Here is an 18310-nt window from a genome sequence, read left to right as displayed (position 1 = left end):
AGCTGTTCACCCTCGCAAAGCCCGCCTGAGCCGGCTATCGTGCAACAAGTGCCCGTAGCAATGACCTATCTGGACGGGCTCCTAGAAGTGAAGACACGTCTCTCCGATCTCACCTTTCCTGACCGTCACGGCCTTGGAGCGTATAAGGGCGCAGGAGACGCCCAGGCTGGCCAAACGAGCGCTTACTTCGTGGTCGGGGCTACAACAAGCCTTCTTCGCCTTTCGCTATCAGAAGCGGTAGGTGACACCTGCGCCTATTAACCAAGGATCGAGCTCCGCCTTCCCCGTCAGCTTCGCGCCGTCCACCATGACGTCGAAGTCTGGCTTGAGGAAAAGCTTCTTCACGTCGAAGTTGACGCCCCAGTGCTGATCCACCATGTAGTCGAATCCGACCTGCAGCGCGGTGCCGAACGTGTTCTTAACCTTGAGAGCATCGGCGCTGCCGGCATCCTGGTTATAGAATATCGTGTAGTTCACGCCCGCGCCGACATAGGGCTTGAACGCGCCTAAATCGGTAAAATGATACTGCAATGTGAGCGTGGGCGGCAGCAGCCAAACCTTGCCGATATTGCCCAGCCCGCCGATCGTACCTTGGCCCCCGATGTTAGCATAGGTGGTGCCGAGTATGAGCTCGGCGGCGATGTTGTCCGTGAAGAAATAGGAGATATCGAGTTCCGGCGTCACGGTGTTCGAATACGAAAGATCGGAGCCGGGCACTGCATTGACGTAGCCCGAATCCTCAGTGACGACCCCCAACGCACGCTGGCGGATCTGCCAAGGGCTTGGCGCTTCCGTGACCGAGGCACCTGCCTGCGGGACGCTCGCCGCTTGCGCAAGGTCCGCCGCGACGGCCTGCTGTCCCATCACGATGAGGACAACGGCCGCTGTTACTCCCCGCGCGGCGCGCATTTGGTTTCTCGCCATGATACTTTCTCCTTGCTCTTCAGAAATGTGGACTGAACTACGAAAAGTCCTGCTCGAATTGCCGGGATTGCCGGGGCGCTCATGCGCAGTTTGCGTGGGACCGCGCACGCATCATTTGCGCCGTGCTCGCAATCACCGACCTGTACTCACTTAGAAGTAGGCGGGACAACCAAAGGCCTGCAGCTTTGCGGCCGTCTTACGCGCGTGGCCCGGGTGAACGCACGCCCGCTTCGTGGTGGAGAGCAGGATCGGCGGATAGCGGCAAGGGTGATCCCGGCGCCACAGTGCGCGCGGAATTCCGGCATCTTGCCAGAACTTGTCGAGGTACTGACCGCGGCGCTGATGTCACGGGAACCTTGTCAGGGACGGTCGAGATCGCTGTCAGGGCGTCGCGGTCGCGATCGAACTGTGTTCCACCGAAGTGCCCCAGGGTCCTAGCCGGCTGGCTGGCGGCCCAGGCAAGTGTCCGTTCTCCTTCTACATCTTCGAGCCAAAGATAGGGATCATCGTCTGGCGCATTCAGCGTTGGGCGGAAATCGAATATGGTCACGTCCGGATAACGTGAAGAATGATGTCGACTGGAAAACAGCCGCAACGTCCTGTCGGCTCGGAAAGGCCCAGTTTTCGCGGCTGCGACCGCATGTTCGGCGAGCTTGATCATGCCATGATTTCTCCTCAGTCCTTGCCGCAGCGCGTTTGCGGATAGCCTTGCACGTGTCGTGCCAAACGAGAAAATCATTTCACAACAATGACATGGCTCTGATTGCGGTGTGTCTCATGTCCGACTTTGTCGAAGACCCGACAACGAGTGCAGCCGTCACCGCCTGATAGAACCTCCTGTGCGAGCTCGGTGGGCACTGCGGAATAGCAGTGAAGCTCACCGCGAACTGGCCGAGCTTCGGATCGACATCGACGACGGGGCGATCGACGACCGCTACGTCGCCGGTTGCGCGGCACAGCCTGAGGACTCCGCGGCGGCGATCATCAAATAACTGCGTTTACGACGGCTCCCATTCCTGGCCGACCGGTGGGCACGCAAAAGACTGCTTTGCGGCCTCATCCCTCCGCCTGGATTGAGTCGCAGGGACCGAATGGCGTCGTGCTTGGACCGGCAGAGTGGTCGTAACGCAATTCTCTTCCGGCTATCTTTACAGAGATTCGACAATCCAGTTGGTGAGGGTCCCAGATCGCGCAATTATTGATGCGCTTAGGTCTGGGCCTGCGCCCATCCGGAACCATCTAATCAAGAGCATCGATCCGACGCCAACACAGAGAATTGCTTCCTCATGAGAGAGGCGTCGCGGCGGACATGAGATTGCGTCACTCTTCATGATCGCCGCCTCCGAGGATGTCGGGATCGAGCCAGTGCAACGGCACGATAGGGCGAAGGATTTGGCAGCTCTTGCAACTGCCGACCTCGATGGGAGACGGCATATCGCGATCTGTCCGGCAGAGACACCAGGTTATGCACTGTCCGTTCATGAAGGCTTCGTGCTGGTCTCCATGAGAAGTATTCTGGTGCAGAAGGTGCCCGATTAGCTAATCGGAAAAGGACACATCGACGTGCAAATCGGGCGCCGCCGGTAGGCGTCCCCCCTCAATGTCGGATTTCCGACAGGATCGCAAATCCGCCAACCCACTGTTTAAAAAGGTTTTCCTTCTCTGGCATGGCCCATGCACGGGATTCTGCGAACGCATCAGCGAGAGGTCGTCCATGATCATGCGCACCGAAAATGCCGTCGCCGCAGTGAAACCCGCGCTGTTGCCTGCCACCAAGCCGGCGAAAGGCCGGCGCGTCATGGTCGAGGCGGATCTCGCGTAACGGCGATGCGGTCATCGAGGCGGGCGGAAAGGATATACGTTGATGCCCCCAACCCACGTCGCCGGCATAACCCGTCGATTGTCACCGCGCTGGAATGCTCGGGTCTACATTCGACAACCCGCAGGACAATTCTCGCAAATCCGGTCGGCACCGGGGATCGAAACGCCCGCGAGGGGGCCCAATGGCTATGGCCGATATTCGCCGCGAACAAGCCGCCTTGTGGGAAGACTCTATAGGAGGAAGCAGTGGAGTTATCTTGCGTTGGGGTCGGTGCTGGGCCGTCTAATTTGAGCCTTGCGTGTCAGATACACGAGCAAGCTGGGCAAGGTGCACTGTTCCTGGATCGGCAGGTCGACTTCCGCTGGCACCCAGGCATCGCATTCGATTCCTCGGAGCTCCAGGTCAGCCACTTCAAGGATCTGGTCACACTGGTGAATCCGCGATCAGCCTACACTTTCGTAAACTTCCTGCACGAGAACGGGCGTCTGTATCACTTCCTGAACGCACAGTTCGAGGCTGTGTTCAGAGCTGAGTTTGAGCAGTACCTGAACTGGGCCTTCCACAGGAACCCACTTATCCGTGGCGGCGAGACCGTGCACGAAATCCGCTTTGACGGCGAGTTTCGGGTGCGGACGGATAAGGCGGTTCTCGGCGCCAGAGACGTCGTGGTCGGCATTGGCAAGCAGGCGCAAATTCCGCCTCAGTTTCAGGGCTGGACTGGACGCAACCTGTTCCACTCATCTGTTTTATTGCACATCCATCCTGAGGTGCGAAGAAAGCATGTCTGCGTGGTTGGCGGAGGCCAGTCGGGAGCCGAGGTGATGTTGCACCTTGTCGGCCTGCCGAAAGAACGGCGGCCTGCCTCGATCACTTGGGTCTCGCAGCGTGAGAACTACCTGCCTCTCGACGACAGCCCGTTCACAAACGAGTTGTTCATGCCCTGCTTTTCGGATCGTTTCGCGGCGATGAGCGAGTCGCAGCGTAAGCTGCTCCTGCGGCGTTTCGTGCTTGCCTCGGACGGCATTTCGGAAAGCACGTTGCGCGCGATCTATCAGGCGCTGTACTGCCGCGCATTTGTCGAGCCAAACCGATGCGACATCACACTGCGGCCGGGCTGCACCGTCTCGCACTGCATCAACGCCGGACCGGGTCACAGGCTGACCTTGCAGCACGGCATGGACGAGGTCGAAGAAGTCACGGCTGATATCGTCATCCTGGCCACTGGTTACGAGAACGCGGTGCCAGACTTCTTGAAACCCATCGCGCACCGGCTGGAGCAGATCGACAATGAATTAGCTATTCGCGAGGATTTTTCGGTGAGCTGGGACGGACCGCGTGACAGACGCATCTTCGTACAAAACGCGAGCCTCGGGCAGCGCGGCCTGGCCGATCCGAACCTAAGCCTGCTGGCCTGGCGCGCACGCCGCATCCTCGATAGCCTTCTTGGGCGCGCGCCATGCGCGAACCCCGAGCATCCTGGCTTCATCAGCCATACCTCGATCGAGAGCTGGCCCGCCCCCGCAGCCGAAGAAATGGGCAGCGGGATATGACTCGTAGACTTTTGATCATCGACGGTGGCATCCTAGGAATGATGTCCGCCTCCGCTGCGGCGAAGGCCGGAGGCTTCTCCGAAATCATCGTGACCGAACAGGCCCTTGGACCAGGCGGGGCAGCGCATTATTCTGGGGGCGTGCATTTCCCCTACGGTTGTCAAGACCGTACCAGGTCGCTTACTCGAAGCGCCGTGGTCTTGGCGGCCATGGCTGGGTCGGCGATCAGCGGATGGTGCCGGCCTTTAGCGCGTGTCGTGGCTGGACCGGGTGAAGCGATTGATCCGGCCCAGTTTACGGAACCCCTAGACCCGGCTGAGCCTGACATAGGCAGTCTCGCGCCGAGCTTCTGCGGACAATATCCGCCGGAGCGGAACGCACTTAGCATTGCCGTCCCACATGACGTGAGTCCGTCTCCGTGGACCCGCAACTTGACCAGCGGCCGACTGCCCTAATTGGGATGTCCGACCAACCAATCTTTCCAACAGGAGGCTTTTCGCATGTTGACTGATGCACAAAGAGAAAAGTGGCAGAAGGACGGATACGTCAGGCTCGAACGGTTCTTCACTCCAGCAGATCAGGAAAATATCTCTACTTTTGTCGAAGACATGTCACGCTGGGATGTCAGTGATGATAAATGGCTCATGTGGTTCGAGAAGACGACGGACAATCGAAAGATCACCTCCAAGATCGAGAATTTTCTCGACTTCCATGATCCATTGCGTCGTTTGCTCTTAGAAGATCAGCGCATAAAGTCAGCGGTCGAGGATTTCCTTGGCGAAGATTCGCGCAGGCTCAAGGAACTGCTGATTTTCCACTACCCCGACAGCGGCGGCTATCTCCCGCATCAGGACATTTATCACATTCCACACAAACTCCCCGACCGGATGGTCCATGCGGTGGTTGCCATAGGCATCGACGATTCCGACCCGGAAAACGGCGGGCTTTTTTTCAGCCCCGGCAACCACGAAAAGGGGGTGTTTCCTATGGATGCCGGTGGGGTGATCTATCCTCAAGTTGCCGAAAAGTTCTCCTGGGAACCCGTAGTATGGAAGGCTGGCGACATCTTCATCTTCGACGATTACGCACCGCACTACTCACGACCGAACAAAAGCAATCGTTCTCGGCGGACACTCTACTTGGTGTTCCAGCGTGCTTCAACCGGCGGGCCGACCCGCGCTGAATATAACGTGCTTAAGCGCGCCCTTAACCCGCCCGAGGGCAAAGTGGCCGATCTCGACAATCTCAAGCCGCCAAATGGCATCTTCTATCGCGATTGAGCTCACGCAGGCCAGGCGGAGGCATGCACACGACTGATCGACCGCTCAAAAATGCGCGGACGGTATGGCCGTCTGATTTGCGGGCTCGCGGAGCATCGACCGCAGCCCGTTACGACGCTTTGGCACGTGGATTGCGGAGGTGGTCGCAGGCGGTCTTCTGTGCGCCTACAGCCCGACTGGTGCCCCCTTGGTCGCCCGCTTGCCGGCCCAGAGCTGCACTATCCTGGCCGGGCCGCCAATGGTCGGGCTGCCGTTTCTCTCCACGAATTGCACGGGATGCTGTTGCGTTGGCAGCCGAAGGTCCGTCCCACTCTTCAACAGCTTAGGTTCGTTGTCATGCGCAAATACACGTTTTCTCGAACGGAGCTGTCGCGGGCGTTCGGTATCGACATGGCCACGCTTGGAACGGGCAGCGCTCGCACGGGGTTTTCATTCGGAAAGGTTGGGCCCGGCGTCACATCCGAGCCCCATCGGCATGACGAAATCGAGGCCTTCGTGGTCCTGTCTGGTGCGGGCAAGGTCACCACCGACCGGGGGGAAATCTCCGTCGAGGCGGGCGATGTCGTTCTGTTCCACCCTTTTGAAGCGCATGTCCTGCGCAATGACGGAAACAAAGACCTAGATTTCGTCGCTGTCTACTGGCGAGACGGCGAGGCCGCCCTTGATGCCGCTCAAAGACCACAACTCCACGCGGCCCAATCTTCGTCTTCTCCACGCCGCCAACGCCAAATGGCGATCTGCATCTGGGGCATCTTTCTGGCCCTTATTTCGGCGCTGACGTCTATACTCGTTTCCTGCGCATGAAAGGAGTGGAGGCCTATCACCTGACCGGAAGCGACGATTACCAGAGCTACGTCGCGACACGCGCCGATGCCGATCAATCGACGCCTGCAAATGTGGCGCGCTACTACGCCGACGAGATTCGCGCCACGCTTGCACATCTTGATTGTGAGATCCACAGCTTCCAAGCCACAATGGGCGATGACGGTTACGGCGAGTTCCAAACCGCGTGTTTCCGGAGTCTTCTGAGCAGCGCGGCGGTAGATTTGCGCCAGAGCCCTGCGCTTTTTGATGCTGTGACAGGCCACTATCTTTACGAGCCGGATGTTGGCGGCCTCTGCCCCGATTGCGGCGGCTCCGCCGCTGGCAACATCTGCGAGGAATGCGGTGCCCCAAACCTTTGCCACGACTTAAGTGCAGCGCGGTCACGGCAGTCTGCCGAGGCGCCGGTGGTCGGCTCCCTCCGCCGTCCAGAACTTGCCATGGACCAATGCTATGACAATATCGACCGGCATCTAAGGGCGTCGGGCGTCCCGCTACGGATCTTGGATCTCTTCGCACGCGTACGCCGACGCGGGAAATTTTCAGTGCCCATTACCCACCCCTCGGACTGGGGCCTGCCGGCGGAAGGGTTCCCGGGGCAAGTGATCTGGGTCTGGCCGGAGATGGCCTTCGGTTTTCTTTACAACATCCAGGCGCTTGGCCGCTCGATGGGTTGCAACTGGAAGGCGGAGATGCCCGGCAACGACTGGCAGATTGTCCATTTCTTCGGCTTCGACAATTCGTTCTACCACGCGCTACTATACCCCGCTCTTTACGCCGAGGTCTTCTCCCACTGGAAGCCACGCATCCGCTATCACGTCAACGAGTTCTACCTGCTCGACGGCAAGAAGTTCTCAACCAGCTGCCGCCATGCGGTCTGGGGCAAGGAGGTTCTGAGCCCAAAGACAGTCGACGTCGTGCGCCTTCATTTGGGCCTGACACGCCCGGAAGGTGAGCGGACGGATTTCACGCTGGACGCGCTGCGCCGCACCGAGAACGAGGTGTTCCAAAGCATCTGGCTGAACTGGCTTGAGGCGTTGAACCAGGAAATCAAGCAGGATTTTGCCGGCCGTGTACCCGATGCAGGCGACTGGAGCCCGGTCGACCGCGCCTTCTTTGCTCGCATAGAGATCTATCGCGCTGCGATGGAGCGCGCCTATTCGGACGAAGGCTTCTCGGTTCGGCGCGCGGCCACTCAGGTCTGCGAATTCGTGCGCGATTGCGTGATCTACCGCGGGGCGCGAGACTTTGCGGCGGCGCGACGTTTCTATCCCGCTCGCAATCGGACTTCGCTAGCCCTTCAGACGACGGCCGCTGCGATCCTGGCACCGACACTCGCTCCGCTGATGCCCCGCTTCGCCAGAACGCTGGCGCGAGGCATCGATGGCGCCTCAACCGAAACATGGCCCCGGTCCGTCCAGCGCCTTGCGCCCGGGACGCGCTTTGATCTCGGACCCGTGTTGGTGTTCTACGCCAAATCCGGCAATCCTCATCTCGATGACAAGGAAACACTATGAGCCCAAAGGTGCACCAGTGAGCTGTCCCCATCTCGACCAGATCTGCGCGGCAATCAAAGCCGACGATGCCAAATATCTTGACTCGCTGTCAGGCGAGGGAAGCCGCTCTGAATGGCAGAGACTAGATTAGACTGAACCAACGCGTCGTCAAACAACCCTGGCCCGCCCCTTCAAGGACCGCTCGGCCGATCGCTTCCCAGCCCTTGCTGTTCGTGCCGAACCAACCTCTTCGGCATCGGGATTTCCGTCCTCCAGCCGGTCAAGGCTGTCATTCGGTTCGACCCGCTTGGTCAACCTGGCGCGCCCTGGACGGTGCGCCGATCACCAATGTGGATGCGAATGTGATGGTCCTTCGATTCTGTCCGAGCGTGTACCGGCGCGGCAGTCAGCCGAAGAACAGCTGAGCTACTGATATCGGAATGTAGCAGGTCCAAATTCTGCCCCTGAAGCCGGATATTGCTCAATCAGCGTTGACGATGGCTTGGGTGCACAAGCTTCCAACCAGACTGCGCAACGACAGCCCGTCGCCTGAGGATAGTCGGCGAGGGCCGCCAAATCGCAAGCGTATCCTCCGTCGCATGCGCGCCGTCTTCGCCGAAAATGCAGACGCTTGTCTCGTCGAGAGATACATCCAGCTATTTTAGGGGGCTCATCAGGGTTGCGTGTTTGCTCGGGTGCGGACCGCCCCTCAGTTCCAATCGAGGAGCGATTCTACAATTCACATGTTTGGAGATCGCTCGCTAGGTAACCCGTCTGTGAACCCTGCAAGCCGATGCTTCAGATGCCGCCCATGCAGAGGTATTTCATTTCGAGGTAGTCCTCGAGGCCATGGCGGGATCCCTCACGACCGATGCCGGACTGTTTTATCCCACCGAACGGCGCCGCTTCCGAAGACATCCGGCCGGTATTTACCCCGACCATTCCATATTCCAAGGCCTCGGCGACACGCCAGACACGCTTCAGGTTCGAGGCATAAAAATAGGCCGCGAGGCCGTAGATCGTTTCATTGGAATCACGCACGACCTGATCCGCATCTTTGAAGCGAATAATCGGTGCGAGCGGCCCGAATGTCTCTTCTCGCGCGACGGTCATCTCGCTGGTGACACCGGTCAGGACCGTTGGTTGGAAAAACGTGCCATTCGTGCCGAGGCGTTTGCCCCCGCATCGAATTGCGCCGCCTTTAGTTACGGCATCGGCAATATGGGATTCAATCTTGGCCAAAGCCTGCTTGTCGATGAGGGGTCCGATGTCCACTCCGGGCGCGAAACCGTCACCAACTTGAAGTTGGCGAGCCCGTTCCACGAATTTCTCGACGAACTCGTCGTGAACGCCCGACTGGACGTAAAGGCGGTTCGCTGAAACGCAGGTCTGGCCGGCATTGCGGTACTTCGCCTGGATCGCACCGTCAACTGCGGCATCGACATCCGCATCATCGAACACGATGAAAGGTGCATTGCCGCCGAGCTCTAGGCTGACTTTTTTGATCTGGTCCGAGCACTGGCGCATGAGTAGGCGCCCGATCTCCGTAGACCCGGTGAAGCTGATCTTGCGGACCTTGGGATTTGTGCAAAGTTCGCGGCCGACCGCGTCACCTTCGGACGCATAGATCAGGTTGACGACGCCTTCGGGGAAGCCTGCCTGATGGGCGAGGGCGAACATTGCTCCAGCCACGAGCGGCGTCTGTTCAGCGGGCTTGAGGACGATCGTGCAGCCCGCTGCCAAGGCTGGCGAGATTTTGCGCGCCACCATCGAGGCTGGGAAATTCCATGGCGTTATCGTGCCGACGACCCCGATGGGCTGCTTGATCACCAACATTCGGCGGTCCATCGATGGTGCGGAGATCGTCTCGCCATAGACGCGATTTGCCTCCTCGGCGTACCATTGCAGATACGCCGCAGCATGCGATAGCTCCGATTTGGCCTCTGCAAGCGGCTTGCCCATCTCCGCGGTGAGAATTGCAGCGAGATCGTCGGCGTGGTCGATGATCAACTGATACCATCGCCATAGAACGTCGCTGCGCTCACGGGCGGTAAACCCTGCCCATCCAGGCTGCGCGACATAGGCCTTGTCGATCGCAGCGCATGTCTCTTCGACACCCATGTCGGGTAGTTCTGCCAGCACTTCGCCGGTCGACGGGTTGAGAACCTCGAATGTCCGCTCGCTAATCCGCGTGCCAAGTGTCGGCAGGCGATCAATGGATCGAAACAGGTCAGGGGATCTCAGGTGACGGGTCATCGGCAGGCACAGGGGCAATACCGGATTCCTCCTCAAACGCAGCAGGGGTATATGGCAAGTGCGGTGTCTATTCCGGATGCCAAGTTCCTTATAGGGCCTCGGCCAGACAGCTAGCAGACCACGGTACCCAAGTGGAAAGGAGAATACCCTGAAATCGCTAGAAGATGCCTCGCGGTTCTACTAGTCGGGCTCGGCCGGTCAGGTGCGCGGGGGCAGGACCGGCCCGCGCGCAACCTTGCCATAGGTCTTCGCGGCCAGCGCCTTCACCGTCTCAGGCTCTGCGTCGCCGGCCACCACCAGCACGGCGTTGTTCGGGTCGGCAGCATTTGTTGTAGATCGTGAATGCGTCGGTGCCGTTCAGCTTGTCCATCTCCTGCATCCAGCCGTTGACCGGAATGCGGTAGGGCTGATCGGCCGCAACGTCGCGTTGACCTCCTCGTCCAGCAGACCTGCGGGTTCGTCTCTCTGCGCCAACGACGCTCCTCCAGAATCACGTTTCGCTCGGTCTTGATATCGTCGTTGAGGATGAGGTTGAACATGCGATCGGCCTTGAAGCCAATCATGTCGCCCAAAGCTAGTCATAGCGTTGGGGGCGTTATTGTAGCCGCCGCTGACTGAGACGGCTCGGTCGAACTCGCTGCCGGCGCGGTTGGTGGTCGCCTTGAAGATCAGACGCTCAAGGAAATGGGCAAGTCCGGATTTGCCGGGTGGCTCGTCGGCGCTGCTGACCTTGTACCATGTGAGTGACGACTGGCGCGCGGTGATCGCGGATGTCGATCCTTCCATGCCATAGTCGAGCAGGAAATCCGCGATCTTGCCGCCGTCGGTGGCGGCCAGAGCCGGAGCGGTCGTCACCAGGGCCAGGGCGGTGGCAGTGAACGCCGTGCGCAGCCAGGGGGAGCGATCGATGGCTCCGGTTGGAAAGGCAAGGTTCGAGGCAAAGTGATTTGTTCCTCATTTTGATGAACGCGTTGCGTCTTCGCCTCCCCGTGGGGAGGATCGGCGGGCAGCGCCGAGCCAGACCAACATGCGGCCAGGCCTCACTCGAGCCTCATCTTCGGATGGACCCAGGAGACCTGCGGCGGTGTTCTTGGCGAGGTGGTCATTGGACGGATTTTCCTTGGTCCGCGACGTCTGCGGACGACCATGCATGCACCGTGCCAGATCAGAAAACCATTCGAGGCATGAAGACAAGTCGGGTCTGACATGTTGCGCATCCGACATTATGGGCCATCGAACAGGGCTGAAGGCGACGCCAGCATGGCTGAGAGTATCGTCTTCCTTCGGAAGACGATGAGGCGCGCTGCCGGGGAGGGGTACACGATGCGCTTCGAAGGCCGCTGCACTGACGGACAGAATTGAGATGTTGTCGCTCCAGCGCTCGCCGTGGGGCATGCAGGCAACATTTGTCGCTGGAGGACAGCAGCACCGAAGCTGTGCGCGCTTGCCGTTGTCCCTGGGCACCAAACAGGAGAATTAGCAGTCGCGATTGATTTCATGTGCGTAAATACCGCCTGGTGCGCTCGGCTGCAAATGCATGCCTGGCGGAGTGGTCGCTTAGGTCAAGAGCATCGCGTGAGTAACAGCCTGACCTTGCTCAATCTGATGCGCGCTAACCGCCTCGCCGGATTGTGGAACTGCTCGCGGGTGGCTTCTACCACAAACAGCAAGGTCATGAAATCAAGCAGGAAGTCGTCAATCGCTTGGGCGATTGTTTCTGACTTGCCCTTGAACTGGTCCAGCAAAACGCGCGCGCTATCGATCGCTTCCACGCTGGTCGCATCGATCAACCCCTCGACCCTCTTGAAACAATCCAAATCGAAACTCCTTCATGCGCTTGCCAAGCCGTTATGCTCGAAGGCAGTTCCGTGAACTACCCGGCCTATGACCTGCGGCACGAGCAGCGGTCGGCCTTACGTCCCGTGCCTCCAAACACGAGCCATCGACGTGGCGCTGAGGAGCGTTGGAAGAAATTGGGCGCTTCCGACCACGCTCGAGCGGTAGTGTAGGACAGTGCTTGCTGGCGGCTACGCCCACAATGGAGTGCGCCAGCTGATCGGGGCTTAACAATTTTTCGCTTTTTGCTGCGCCCAACTCTCGGCTATGACTCGGACAGGCCTAATGGCCTGCCCACGTTGCATTGTAAAAGAAGGAACAAGTATATGCCGACTGGAACGGTAAAGTGGTTCAACAGCACCAAGGGGTTTGGATTTATCCAGCCCGACAATGGCGGTCCGGATGTTTTCGTCCACATTTCCGCTGTCGAACGCGCGGGCCTCTCGACCCTCGCTGACGGCCAGAAGATCAACTATGAGATCGAGCAGGATCGCCGCACTGGCAAGTCCTCCGCTGGCAGCCTCAGCAAAGCTGGTTGAAATTTTCTCCTGCGTCCTGGCAAGAGTAGGCGCGTAGGTCCTCACGGCCGCTCGATGGGACCGAGCAAAAACTGAGGGCAGCAGATTGCTGCAGGCGTCGCGAATTCCTCATGAAACAAAGTTGTTTGAAAGGAAGGCGGGGTTGGCCCCGCCTTTTTATATGACCGCGCAGATTAAGCCGATGGCTGAAACGCTCCAGAACGAATCTCGATTGCCGAAATCAAGCCGCGACCTTCTTGCGGGTTCGCTTCGTCGGCGCAGGCTCCGGCGCTTCCGGCGCCTTCGGTTTGCGGCCGAGCCCCATCGTCTTGGCCAATGTCGAGCGCGCCGCGGCGTAGTTCGGCGCGACCATGGGATAATCCGCCGGCAGGCCCCATTTGGCCCGATATCCATCCGGCGTCAGCCCATAGTGGGTCGACAGATGGCGCTTTAGCGATTTGAATTTCTTCCCGTCCTCAAGGGAGATGATGTAGTCCGGTGTCACCGATTTCCTGATCGGGACTGCAGGCGTAAGGGCAACCGGCTCTTGCGCAGAGACACCTCCGGCCGTCGCTCTCAGAGCCGCATGCACTTGGCCGATGAGGGCAGGGAGATCCCCCACCGGGATCGGATTGTTGGAGACATAGGCCGACACGACATCGGCGGCAAGCTCAATGAGGGTGTCGACGTTTTTTCCGGCTTCTTCTGTCATGAAACTCTCCAGGCGGTGAAACATAGTCAGCGAAGCGTCGCTTCATAGGGCCGGTTGCCGCTGAAAGCAACAATGCTCGACAGCGTTAGTGCCAATGCTCGTCCAGAAGCGACATCGATGCGCCATATTTCCCGTCGTGACGCTGAGCCACTCGTTGTTGGCGACCCTGCCGAGGTGCGTGGCGCGTCCCGGCTGTAACTTTGCGTCGAACTTGCTAGTAGTCTTGAGCCTAAGCGCCGTTTTTTGTCTCGGTATTACTTCTTTTGACTGTGAAATCGAGGGATCGTGATCGCTTGCTGGTGGCATCAGGGACGATGGACGTTCATTGGCCATGGCCAAATGTAAGTTCATCGCCCGGTGAGCCGCTCTTCCAAGGGGCTGGGAACCGCCGCTGGTAACCAAGGACATCAATGTATTTCGAGGCGTTTCTTAGCCGGTCCTCGAGAGACGGCAATCGCTGCGGACGACACCTGTTCCACGATATCGAACAGCGCGGCGACACAGGCAGCTTCTCGAATCTGGAGCGGCTTCTCGCAAGCTGGCGCCGCGCCGAGAGGCCGGGCAAGGACAGTGCGTCGCCTGCTTCAATCATACGCGTCAACCAGCCAGCGACGCTGTCCCATACGGAATCCCGCGACCGGCCGTGTGATCTCGCCGGTAGTCGCCCCGGCCCTCTGCACGAAGCCTCGGGATGTGCTGACGATCAACCAGGCCACAAAGGTCGCCGTCCTGAAGCAGGGATCACATGAGTTTGCCACTATGCGCAGGCTTGCCATGCGTTTCCGCGGCATTTTGCGGGCCTGTGAATTGGGCGAGCTCGACACTTCGATCGACGTGGCGTCAACTCCGGGTTCGTCGCCATCACGCGTTCCGGTCTGGTCCTACGCCGTGACGCTGACGCCGTTCGCGATGCCATTGAACTACCGTGGAGCAACGGCCAGGCGGAAGGGCTGATCAACCGCCTGAAGACGATCAAACGTACCATGTAGGCAGAGCGGGCTGCGAACTCCTTAGGGCACCCATGCTGCCACTCAGCCGGCCTGATAACCGCACAAAGCGAGGAAGAACCTAGTCAAGTGCAAAGCGACAATTGCCTCGACAGCGGGTCCCGGAAGGTTTATGCTACCCAATGTTAGCGCAATCCGGAATGGCGATTGAGTACCTTCACGAGTGAAGGGAGTGGAACTGCTTTGTCGGCCAAATTGTTGACGGAACGCCCGGCGCCCATTGTTGCTACATGCCTAGATTCTTGGGGCGTTTTGGATGATGCAATCCACCATCTCACTCCAAAGGGCAGTGGAATCTGGAACAATGTCGCTTTTGTTCGCACGACATCCTTCGTGCCCGATTGGCATATCGTCTTTAACTCTGCTTCTCTTTTTGGGCTCCCTGTTGATATCGAGGCGAGCCCAAACAGGACAATTTTTGCAATCGGCGAACCGCCGACGAAAGCTCATCGCGCGTTTCATGAAGGGCAGGGGAAAAATACTATCGTCCTGACGTGTGACGCAGAGCTGGCTGCTCGGCAGAATGCAGCGCGCCGATTCGTATTGTCTCCACCAATCACTCGGTCTTGGTCTGTAAACAAGACATATGACCAACTTCTGGTCAGCGAAGTCGTGGATAAGCCGCTTCGGCTCTCATGGATTACCAGTGACATCGCCCTGCTTAAAGGACATCGATATCGGCTGGCGTTTCTGGAACGGCTGAGAAAGGAGCTCGATTTTGACCTGTTCGGCCGAGGTTTTCGGCTGATTGGAGATAAATGGAACGCACTCGCACCTTACCGTTACAGTATAGCGTTCGAGAATACTCGTGCTGATTACTATTTTACAGAGAAGCTTATGGACTGCTTCGTTGCTGAAACAATGCCGATCTATTACGGCAGCCCGGCAATCACGAGGTTCTTCCCTTCGGACTCTATGGTTCTGATTGACCCAGAGGACAAGAACGTAATCCCAAAAATTCAAGAAATCATCGACTCGGACCTCTGGAAGGAACGTCGCGGCGCAATAAGAGAGGCGAAGCGGTTGGTCCTTGAGAAATACAATACGTTTGCTTATCTCGCGCGCTTCATTGAAAGCGTTCAGGATAAGCCCTTACCGCCGGAAATTATACACATCGATTCGCCTGAGGTCGATTTTGGGATAGACGAATGAAGTACTCCAACGCTCGCTTGGCGTGCCCGGCGGTCGGTGGTCTGGCGAGATCGGTACGGAACGCTCGGCGGAGAATGCCTGCTGCGCAGACGGGCCGGCACGGGCGCACGAGGTCATGCGCCCCCGGCTGCCGCTGATCAGACGAACTGGGGAAGCCCAGGAACGGAATTGAGGACCTCGTCCACGAGTTCGTCGCCGGCATGTTCCTTGGCGCAGGCGATCGTCTCGTTGGCGAGGCCGGCGATCTTTGCCATGCTGAGACCCTCACTCATCAATTGCTGGCCGAGCCCCATAAGGCCGCCACCCTCTGGGTCGTCGCCATGATACTTCGCTACTAATTCCGAAGCTCCCGGAATGGCCTCGATCATGCGCGCAACGGGACCGTCGGCCGCGTGGCTTTGCAGGAAACCCAGCATTAACCCAACGCCCTTCTCTGCGAGAGCCGGGCCGATGCCGGCACCAGTGGCGATGCGCGGTAAAAATTCTTCCATGCAGGGTCTCTCTCTCTCTTTAATGAGGTTTACACGGGGTCGGTCCGGCGCCCAGCGCCCTTGGCCGAACCACAATTGAACTCCACAAAAATAGGCCGGCGGAAGTGCTATTGCGCGTAAAACCGCCTCTGTCAACGCAAGCTGCGTCGGATGTGCGTGTTTCGCAAACCGAAGATCATTCCAATTCACTTCATTACGCATTGGCAACCGCACAGTTTGCGGTGGCTCGCTTATGGGCCACCGCCCCGCGTCCGTCAAATGACGACGACAACGTGGTCATCGCCTAGGATCTGTGGATCGAGGTGTGAGGCAGTTACAGCCGGTGGACCTGCTCAAGCGCCGCGCCGGCACAAGGGCTAGATTGGCGATACTGCGCGTATTGGCCATGTCTTTCCTCGCGTGATGGGATGTTCGTAGAAGCGGAGCTATATGCCGGTGTGACGATCGACAAAGCGGACCGGCTATTCCGATAGGACATCCATACTGTCGCATAGACCGTCGCTGCTTAGGTATTGAAACCGCCATCGCTGGTGACATCACAATGTGAGTCGGCGGGTGTCGATAAGGTCGATTCACGCAATCAGCAGGTCCGGAGGAACGAATGAACCCTGAGCTTTCAGAAGCTCACTTTTCGCAAGGCGTGCAGCGCACATCGTGCAAGAGTGCCGGTCTTGCGGGTGCTCTCGACTTTCTCAACGATGGCGGGAAGATCGCAGTGACCGAATCTACGAAGCCGCACCCAAGGCGTGCTTTGATGCATACAAACGGTTGCCGAGCAGGGATACTCCTCCTCCCTGAAGTCCAATCGAGAAGAGCGATCACTTCCAAGAGGGTCCCAGCTCAGCCGCGAAAACAGGTGCCAGACGCCGATCCTCTCCCTCAACTGATCTAGCTCAGGGCGTTCATGAGCCGCAGATCGCATAGTGGCTGCGTGCACGACGCAGGAAGACCATTTATGAAAATCCTATTCAGAACGATGGCTGTCACCTTGCTGGCACCCACCGCCTTTGCTGCGGATTCGATCCCCACCGACCTCAGAGATACGGCATTGGCCACCTTCAGGGCTTTGCCATCCACCACGCCGACAGTCGCCAACAACCCGATCACCCCGGAAAAGATCGCTCTCGGCAAGGCACTGTTCTTCGATCCACGCGTCTCGGCGTCAGGCGTCTTGTCGTGCAACTCGTGCCACAACCTGGCCACCGGCGGCGACGACAATCACGAAACCTCGATCGGCCATGGTTGGCAGAAGGGACAGCGCAACGCGCCGACTGTACTGAACGCTGTCTTCAACATCGCTCAGTTCTGGGATGGTCGTGCCGCAGACCTGAAGGCTCAGGCGAAGGGACCGGTCCAAGCCGGCATCGAAATGGCCAATACACCGGACCAAGTCATCGCCACGCTCAAGTCCATGCCGCAATATGTCGAGTGGTTCGATGCAGCTTTTCCGGCTGAAGCCGATCGGGTCACCTTCGACAACTTCGCCAAGGCGATCGAAGCCTTCGAGGCGACACTGGTCACACCGGCCCCGTTCGACAGCTTCCTGAATGGTGATGAGCTTGCCATGACTTCCGAACAGAAACAGGGCCTGGCGCTTTTCATGGATAAAGGCTGCTCGTCCTGCCATGCCGGCATCAACGTTGGTGGGCAAGCCTATTTCCCATTCGGCCTCGTGGAACAGCCCAGCGCCGAGGTCCTGCCGGACAAAGACAAGGGCCGATTTGCGGTCACCAATGCAGCCGATGACTACTATGTTTTCCGCGTGGCGCCGCTGCGCAACGTTGCACTCACCGCGCCATACTTTCATTCGGGCAAGGTTTGGGATCTGAAACAGGCCGTCGCCATCATGGGGACCACCCAGCTTGGCGTAGTACTGGCGGACGAAGAAGTTGACCTGCTTGTTGCCTTCCTCAACTCGCTGACCGGAGAGGCACCCGAGGTCGCCTATCCCATCTTACCCTCCGAAACGGCGACAACGCCCCGGCCTGTAACGCAGATCTCAGGAAAATAAAGGGCCAACTGGCTGCGGACGTCGCAATCGAAAATGATTGCGGCTTTTACTTGTGCCACACGAATTGCCACATCCATCTCCGAATTGGCGGGAGGCTAGCAATACCCGAAACCTGCCACTTCGCCCGTCGTCTGCGCGAATCAACTGGGGAAGCGGACAGACGCGCAGCATCATGTATTGTCGCCGCCTGAGCGAACGCGCCAAGCAGTCTACTTTGAGAAACGACGTGTGTACGATTGTTCGACGCGCGGGGCCGGTATGTTCCCAAGGACCAATACTATAGCGTAGTATCACATTTGTATTTCTGCGGGATGAGGACACGTGCCGAAGGAAAATTGCACATTTTCGCCGTGTGGCTTATTTCCAAGAGTGTGATCGGTTTGGCATATTCCCGGCCGACATCCGCCAGCCGGCAACTCCCCACACCGTGAGG

General features: G+C 58.6%; 14 protein-coding genes and 2 pseudogenes. 9 read left to right on the top strand and 7 right to left on the bottom strand.

Annotated features, from left to right (window positions below; all coding sequences use genetic code 11):
• Nucleotides 1-228: 228 nt before the first annotated feature.
• The gene (locus tag NKI21_RS27510) at nt 229-909 is read right to left on the bottom strand and encodes an OmpW/AlkL family protein (RefSeq protein ID WP_352868396.1); all 681 of its coding nucleotides are present in this window, start codon (nt 907-909) and stop codon (nt 229-231) included.
• A 168-nt stretch (nt 910-1077) separates the two neighbouring features.
• Nucleotides 1078-1474, bottom strand: a pseudogene (locus tag NKI21_RS27505) (hypothetical protein); the annotation flags it as partial.
• Between the two features lie 779 nt (nt 1475-2253).
• On the opposite strand from NKI21_RS27505, the gene NKI21_RS27500 reads away from it, so the two are divergent.
• From NKI21_RS27500 to NKI21_RS27480, 5 genes are all read left to right on the top strand, one after another.
• The gene (locus NKI21_RS27500) at nt 2254-2463 is read left to right on the top strand and encodes a hypothetical protein (protein WP_352485074.1); all 210 of its coding nucleotides are present in this window, start codon (nt 2254-2256) and stop codon (nt 2461-2463) included.
• Between the two features lie 570 nt (nt 2464-3033).
• Complete coding sequence (locus NKI21_RS27495; protein WP_352868380.1) at nt 3034-4296, top strand: lysine N(6)-hydroxylase/L-ornithine N(5)-oxygenase family protein; 1263 nt, start codon at nt 3034-3036, stop codon at nt 4294-4296.
• 500 nt (nt 4297-4796) lie between these two features.
• Nucleotides 4797-5576, top strand: coding sequence for a phytanoyl-CoA dioxygenase family protein (locus NKI21_RS27490; RefSeq protein ID WP_352868378.1), 780 nt, complete (start codon nt 4797-4799; stop codon nt 5574-5576).
• A gap of 336 nt (nt 5577-5912) precedes the next feature.
• Nucleotides 5913-6380, top strand: a complete 468-nt coding sequence (locus tag NKI21_RS27485; RefSeq protein ID WP_352868375.1) for a cupin domain-containing protein — start codon at nt 5913-5915, stop codon at nt 6378-6380.
• Nucleotides 6275-7915, top strand: a complete 1641-nt coding sequence (locus NKI21_RS27480) for a class I tRNA ligase family protein (protein WP_352868393.1) — start codon at nt 6275-6277, stop codon at nt 7913-7915. Before NKI21_RS27485 ends, NKI21_RS27480 begins: the two co-directional genes overlap by 106 nt.
• A 777-nt stretch (nt 7916-8692) precedes the next feature.
• Here the strand turns inward: NKI21_RS27480 and NKI21_RS27475 are convergent.
• The 3 genes from NKI21_RS27475 to NKI21_RS27465 all read right to left on the bottom strand — a co-directional run bounded on the left by NKI21_RS27475 (nt 8693) and on the right by NKI21_RS27465 (nt 11967).
• The gene (locus NKI21_RS27475; protein ID WP_352868390.1) at nt 8693-10150 is read right to left on the bottom strand and encodes an NAD-dependent succinate-semialdehyde dehydrogenase; all 1458 of its coding nucleotides are present in this window, start codon (nt 10148-10150) and stop codon (nt 8693-8695) included.
• Between the two features lie 357 nt (nt 10151-10507).
• Nucleotides 10508-10936: an insulinase family protein gene (locus NKI21_RS32410; RefSeq protein ID WP_502896783.1), complete on the bottom strand. Its 429-nt coding sequence runs from the start codon at nt 10934-10936 to the stop codon at nt 10508-10510.
• 776 nt (nt 10937-11712) lie between these two features.
• Nucleotides 11713-11967 carry a hypothetical protein gene (locus NKI21_RS27465; protein ID WP_023671853.1) on the bottom strand — a complete coding sequence of 85 codons (255 nt, stop codon included), beginning with the start codon at nt 11965-11967 and terminating at the stop codon, nt 11713-11715.
• A 345-nt stretch (nt 11968-12312) separates the two neighbouring features.
• On the opposite strand from NKI21_RS27465, the gene NKI21_RS27460 reads away from it, so the two are divergent.
• Nucleotides 12313-12525 carry a cold-shock protein gene (locus NKI21_RS27460; protein ID WP_023679670.1) on the top strand — a complete coding sequence of 71 codons (213 nt, stop codon included), beginning with the start codon at nt 12313-12315 and terminating at the stop codon, nt 12523-12525.
• A gap of 220 nt (nt 12526-12745) precedes the next feature.
• On the opposite strand, the gene NKI21_RS27455 is transcribed toward NKI21_RS27460, so the two are convergent.
• Nucleotides 12746-13216 carry a Ros/MucR family transcriptional regulator gene (locus NKI21_RS27455; protein ID WP_023783325.1) on the bottom strand — a complete coding sequence of 157 codons (471 nt, stop codon included), beginning with the start codon at nt 13214-13216 and terminating at the stop codon, nt 12746-12748.
• A gap of 398 nt (nt 13217-13614) precedes the next feature.
• On the opposite strand from NKI21_RS27455, the pseudogene NKI21_RS32405 reads away from it, so the two are divergent.
• Together NKI21_RS32405 and NKI21_RS27440 are read left to right on the top strand one after the other, a co-directional pair.
• Nucleotides 13615-14288: pseudogene (locus tag NKI21_RS32405) on the top strand (transposase); the annotation flags it as partial.
• Nucleotides 14289-14370: 82 nt separating this feature from the next.
• Entirely contained in the window at nt 14371-15375 is a 1005-nt protein-coding gene (locus NKI21_RS27440) for a glycosyltransferase family 10 domain-containing protein (RefSeq protein WP_352868369.1), read from the top strand.
• Nucleotides 15376-15512: 137 nt separating this feature from the next.
• Here the strand turns inward: NKI21_RS27440 and NKI21_RS27435 are convergent, their stop codons facing one another.
• A complete protein-coding gene (locus tag NKI21_RS27435) occupies nt 15513-15866 on the bottom strand; it encodes a hypothetical protein (protein ID WP_023737108.1) in 354 nt (117 codons plus the stop codon).
• Nucleotides 15867-16821: 955 nt separating this feature from the next.
• Between NKI21_RS27435 and NKI21_RS27430 the strand changes: the two genes are divergently transcribed.
• Nucleotides 16822-17877: a cytochrome-c peroxidase gene (locus NKI21_RS27430; RefSeq protein WP_023737107.1), complete on the top strand. Its 1056-nt coding sequence runs from the start codon at nt 16822-16824 to the stop codon at nt 17875-17877.
• The last annotated feature ends 433 nt before the right edge of the window (nt 17878-18310 follow it).

It is taken from the genome of Mesorhizobium sp. M0715 (assembly GCF_040320355.1).
In the GTDB taxonomy this organism is placed as follows: Bacteria; Pseudomonadota; Alphaproteobacteria; order Rhizobiales; family Rhizobiaceae; genus Mesorhizobium.
Note: the sequence above shows the minus strand (reverse complement) of the source record. Positions and strands in the feature narration are given on the sequence as shown.

Bases quoted from the DNA above. Each gene is read 5' to 3' on its own strand.
- NKI21_RS27510 (WP_352868396.1), bottom strand. From the start codon at position 909: ATGCGCGCCGCGCGGGGAGTAACAGCGGCCGTTGTCCTCATCGTGATG.
- NKI21_RS27500 (WP_352485074.1), top strand. From the start codon at position 2,254: ATGATCGCCGCCTCCGAGGATGTCGGGATCGAGCCAGTGCAACGGCAC.
- NKI21_RS27490 (WP_352868378.1), top strand. From the start codon at position 4,797: ATGTTGACTGATGCACAAAGAGAAAAGTGGCAGAAGGACGGATACGTC.
- NKI21_RS27485 (WP_352868375.1), top strand. From the start codon at position 5,913: ATGCGCAAATACACGTTTTCTCGAACGGAGCTGTCGCGGGCGTTCGGT.
- NKI21_RS27475 (WP_352868390.1), bottom strand. From the start codon at position 10,150: ATGACCCGTCACCTGAGATCCCCTGACCTGTTTCGATCCATTGATCGC.
- NKI21_RS32410 (WP_502896783.1), bottom strand. From the start codon at position 10,936: ATGGAAGGATCGACATCCGCGATCACCGCGCGCCAGTCGTCACTCACA.
- NKI21_RS27460 (WP_023679670.1), top strand. From the start codon at position 12,313: ATGCCGACTGGAACGGTAAAGTGGTTCAACAGCACCAAGGGGTTTGGA.
- NKI21_RS27455 (WP_023783325.1), bottom strand. From the start codon at position 13,216: ATGACAGAAGAAGCCGGAAAAAACGTCGACACCCTCATTGAGCTTGCC.
- NKI21_RS27435 (WP_023737108.1), bottom strand. From the start codon at position 15,866: ATGGAAGAATTTTTACCGCGCATCGCCACTGGTGCCGGCATCGGCCCG.
- NKI21_RS27430 (WP_023737107.1), top strand. From the start codon at position 16,822: ATGAAAATCCTATTCAGAACGATGGCTGTCACCTTGCTGGCACCCACC.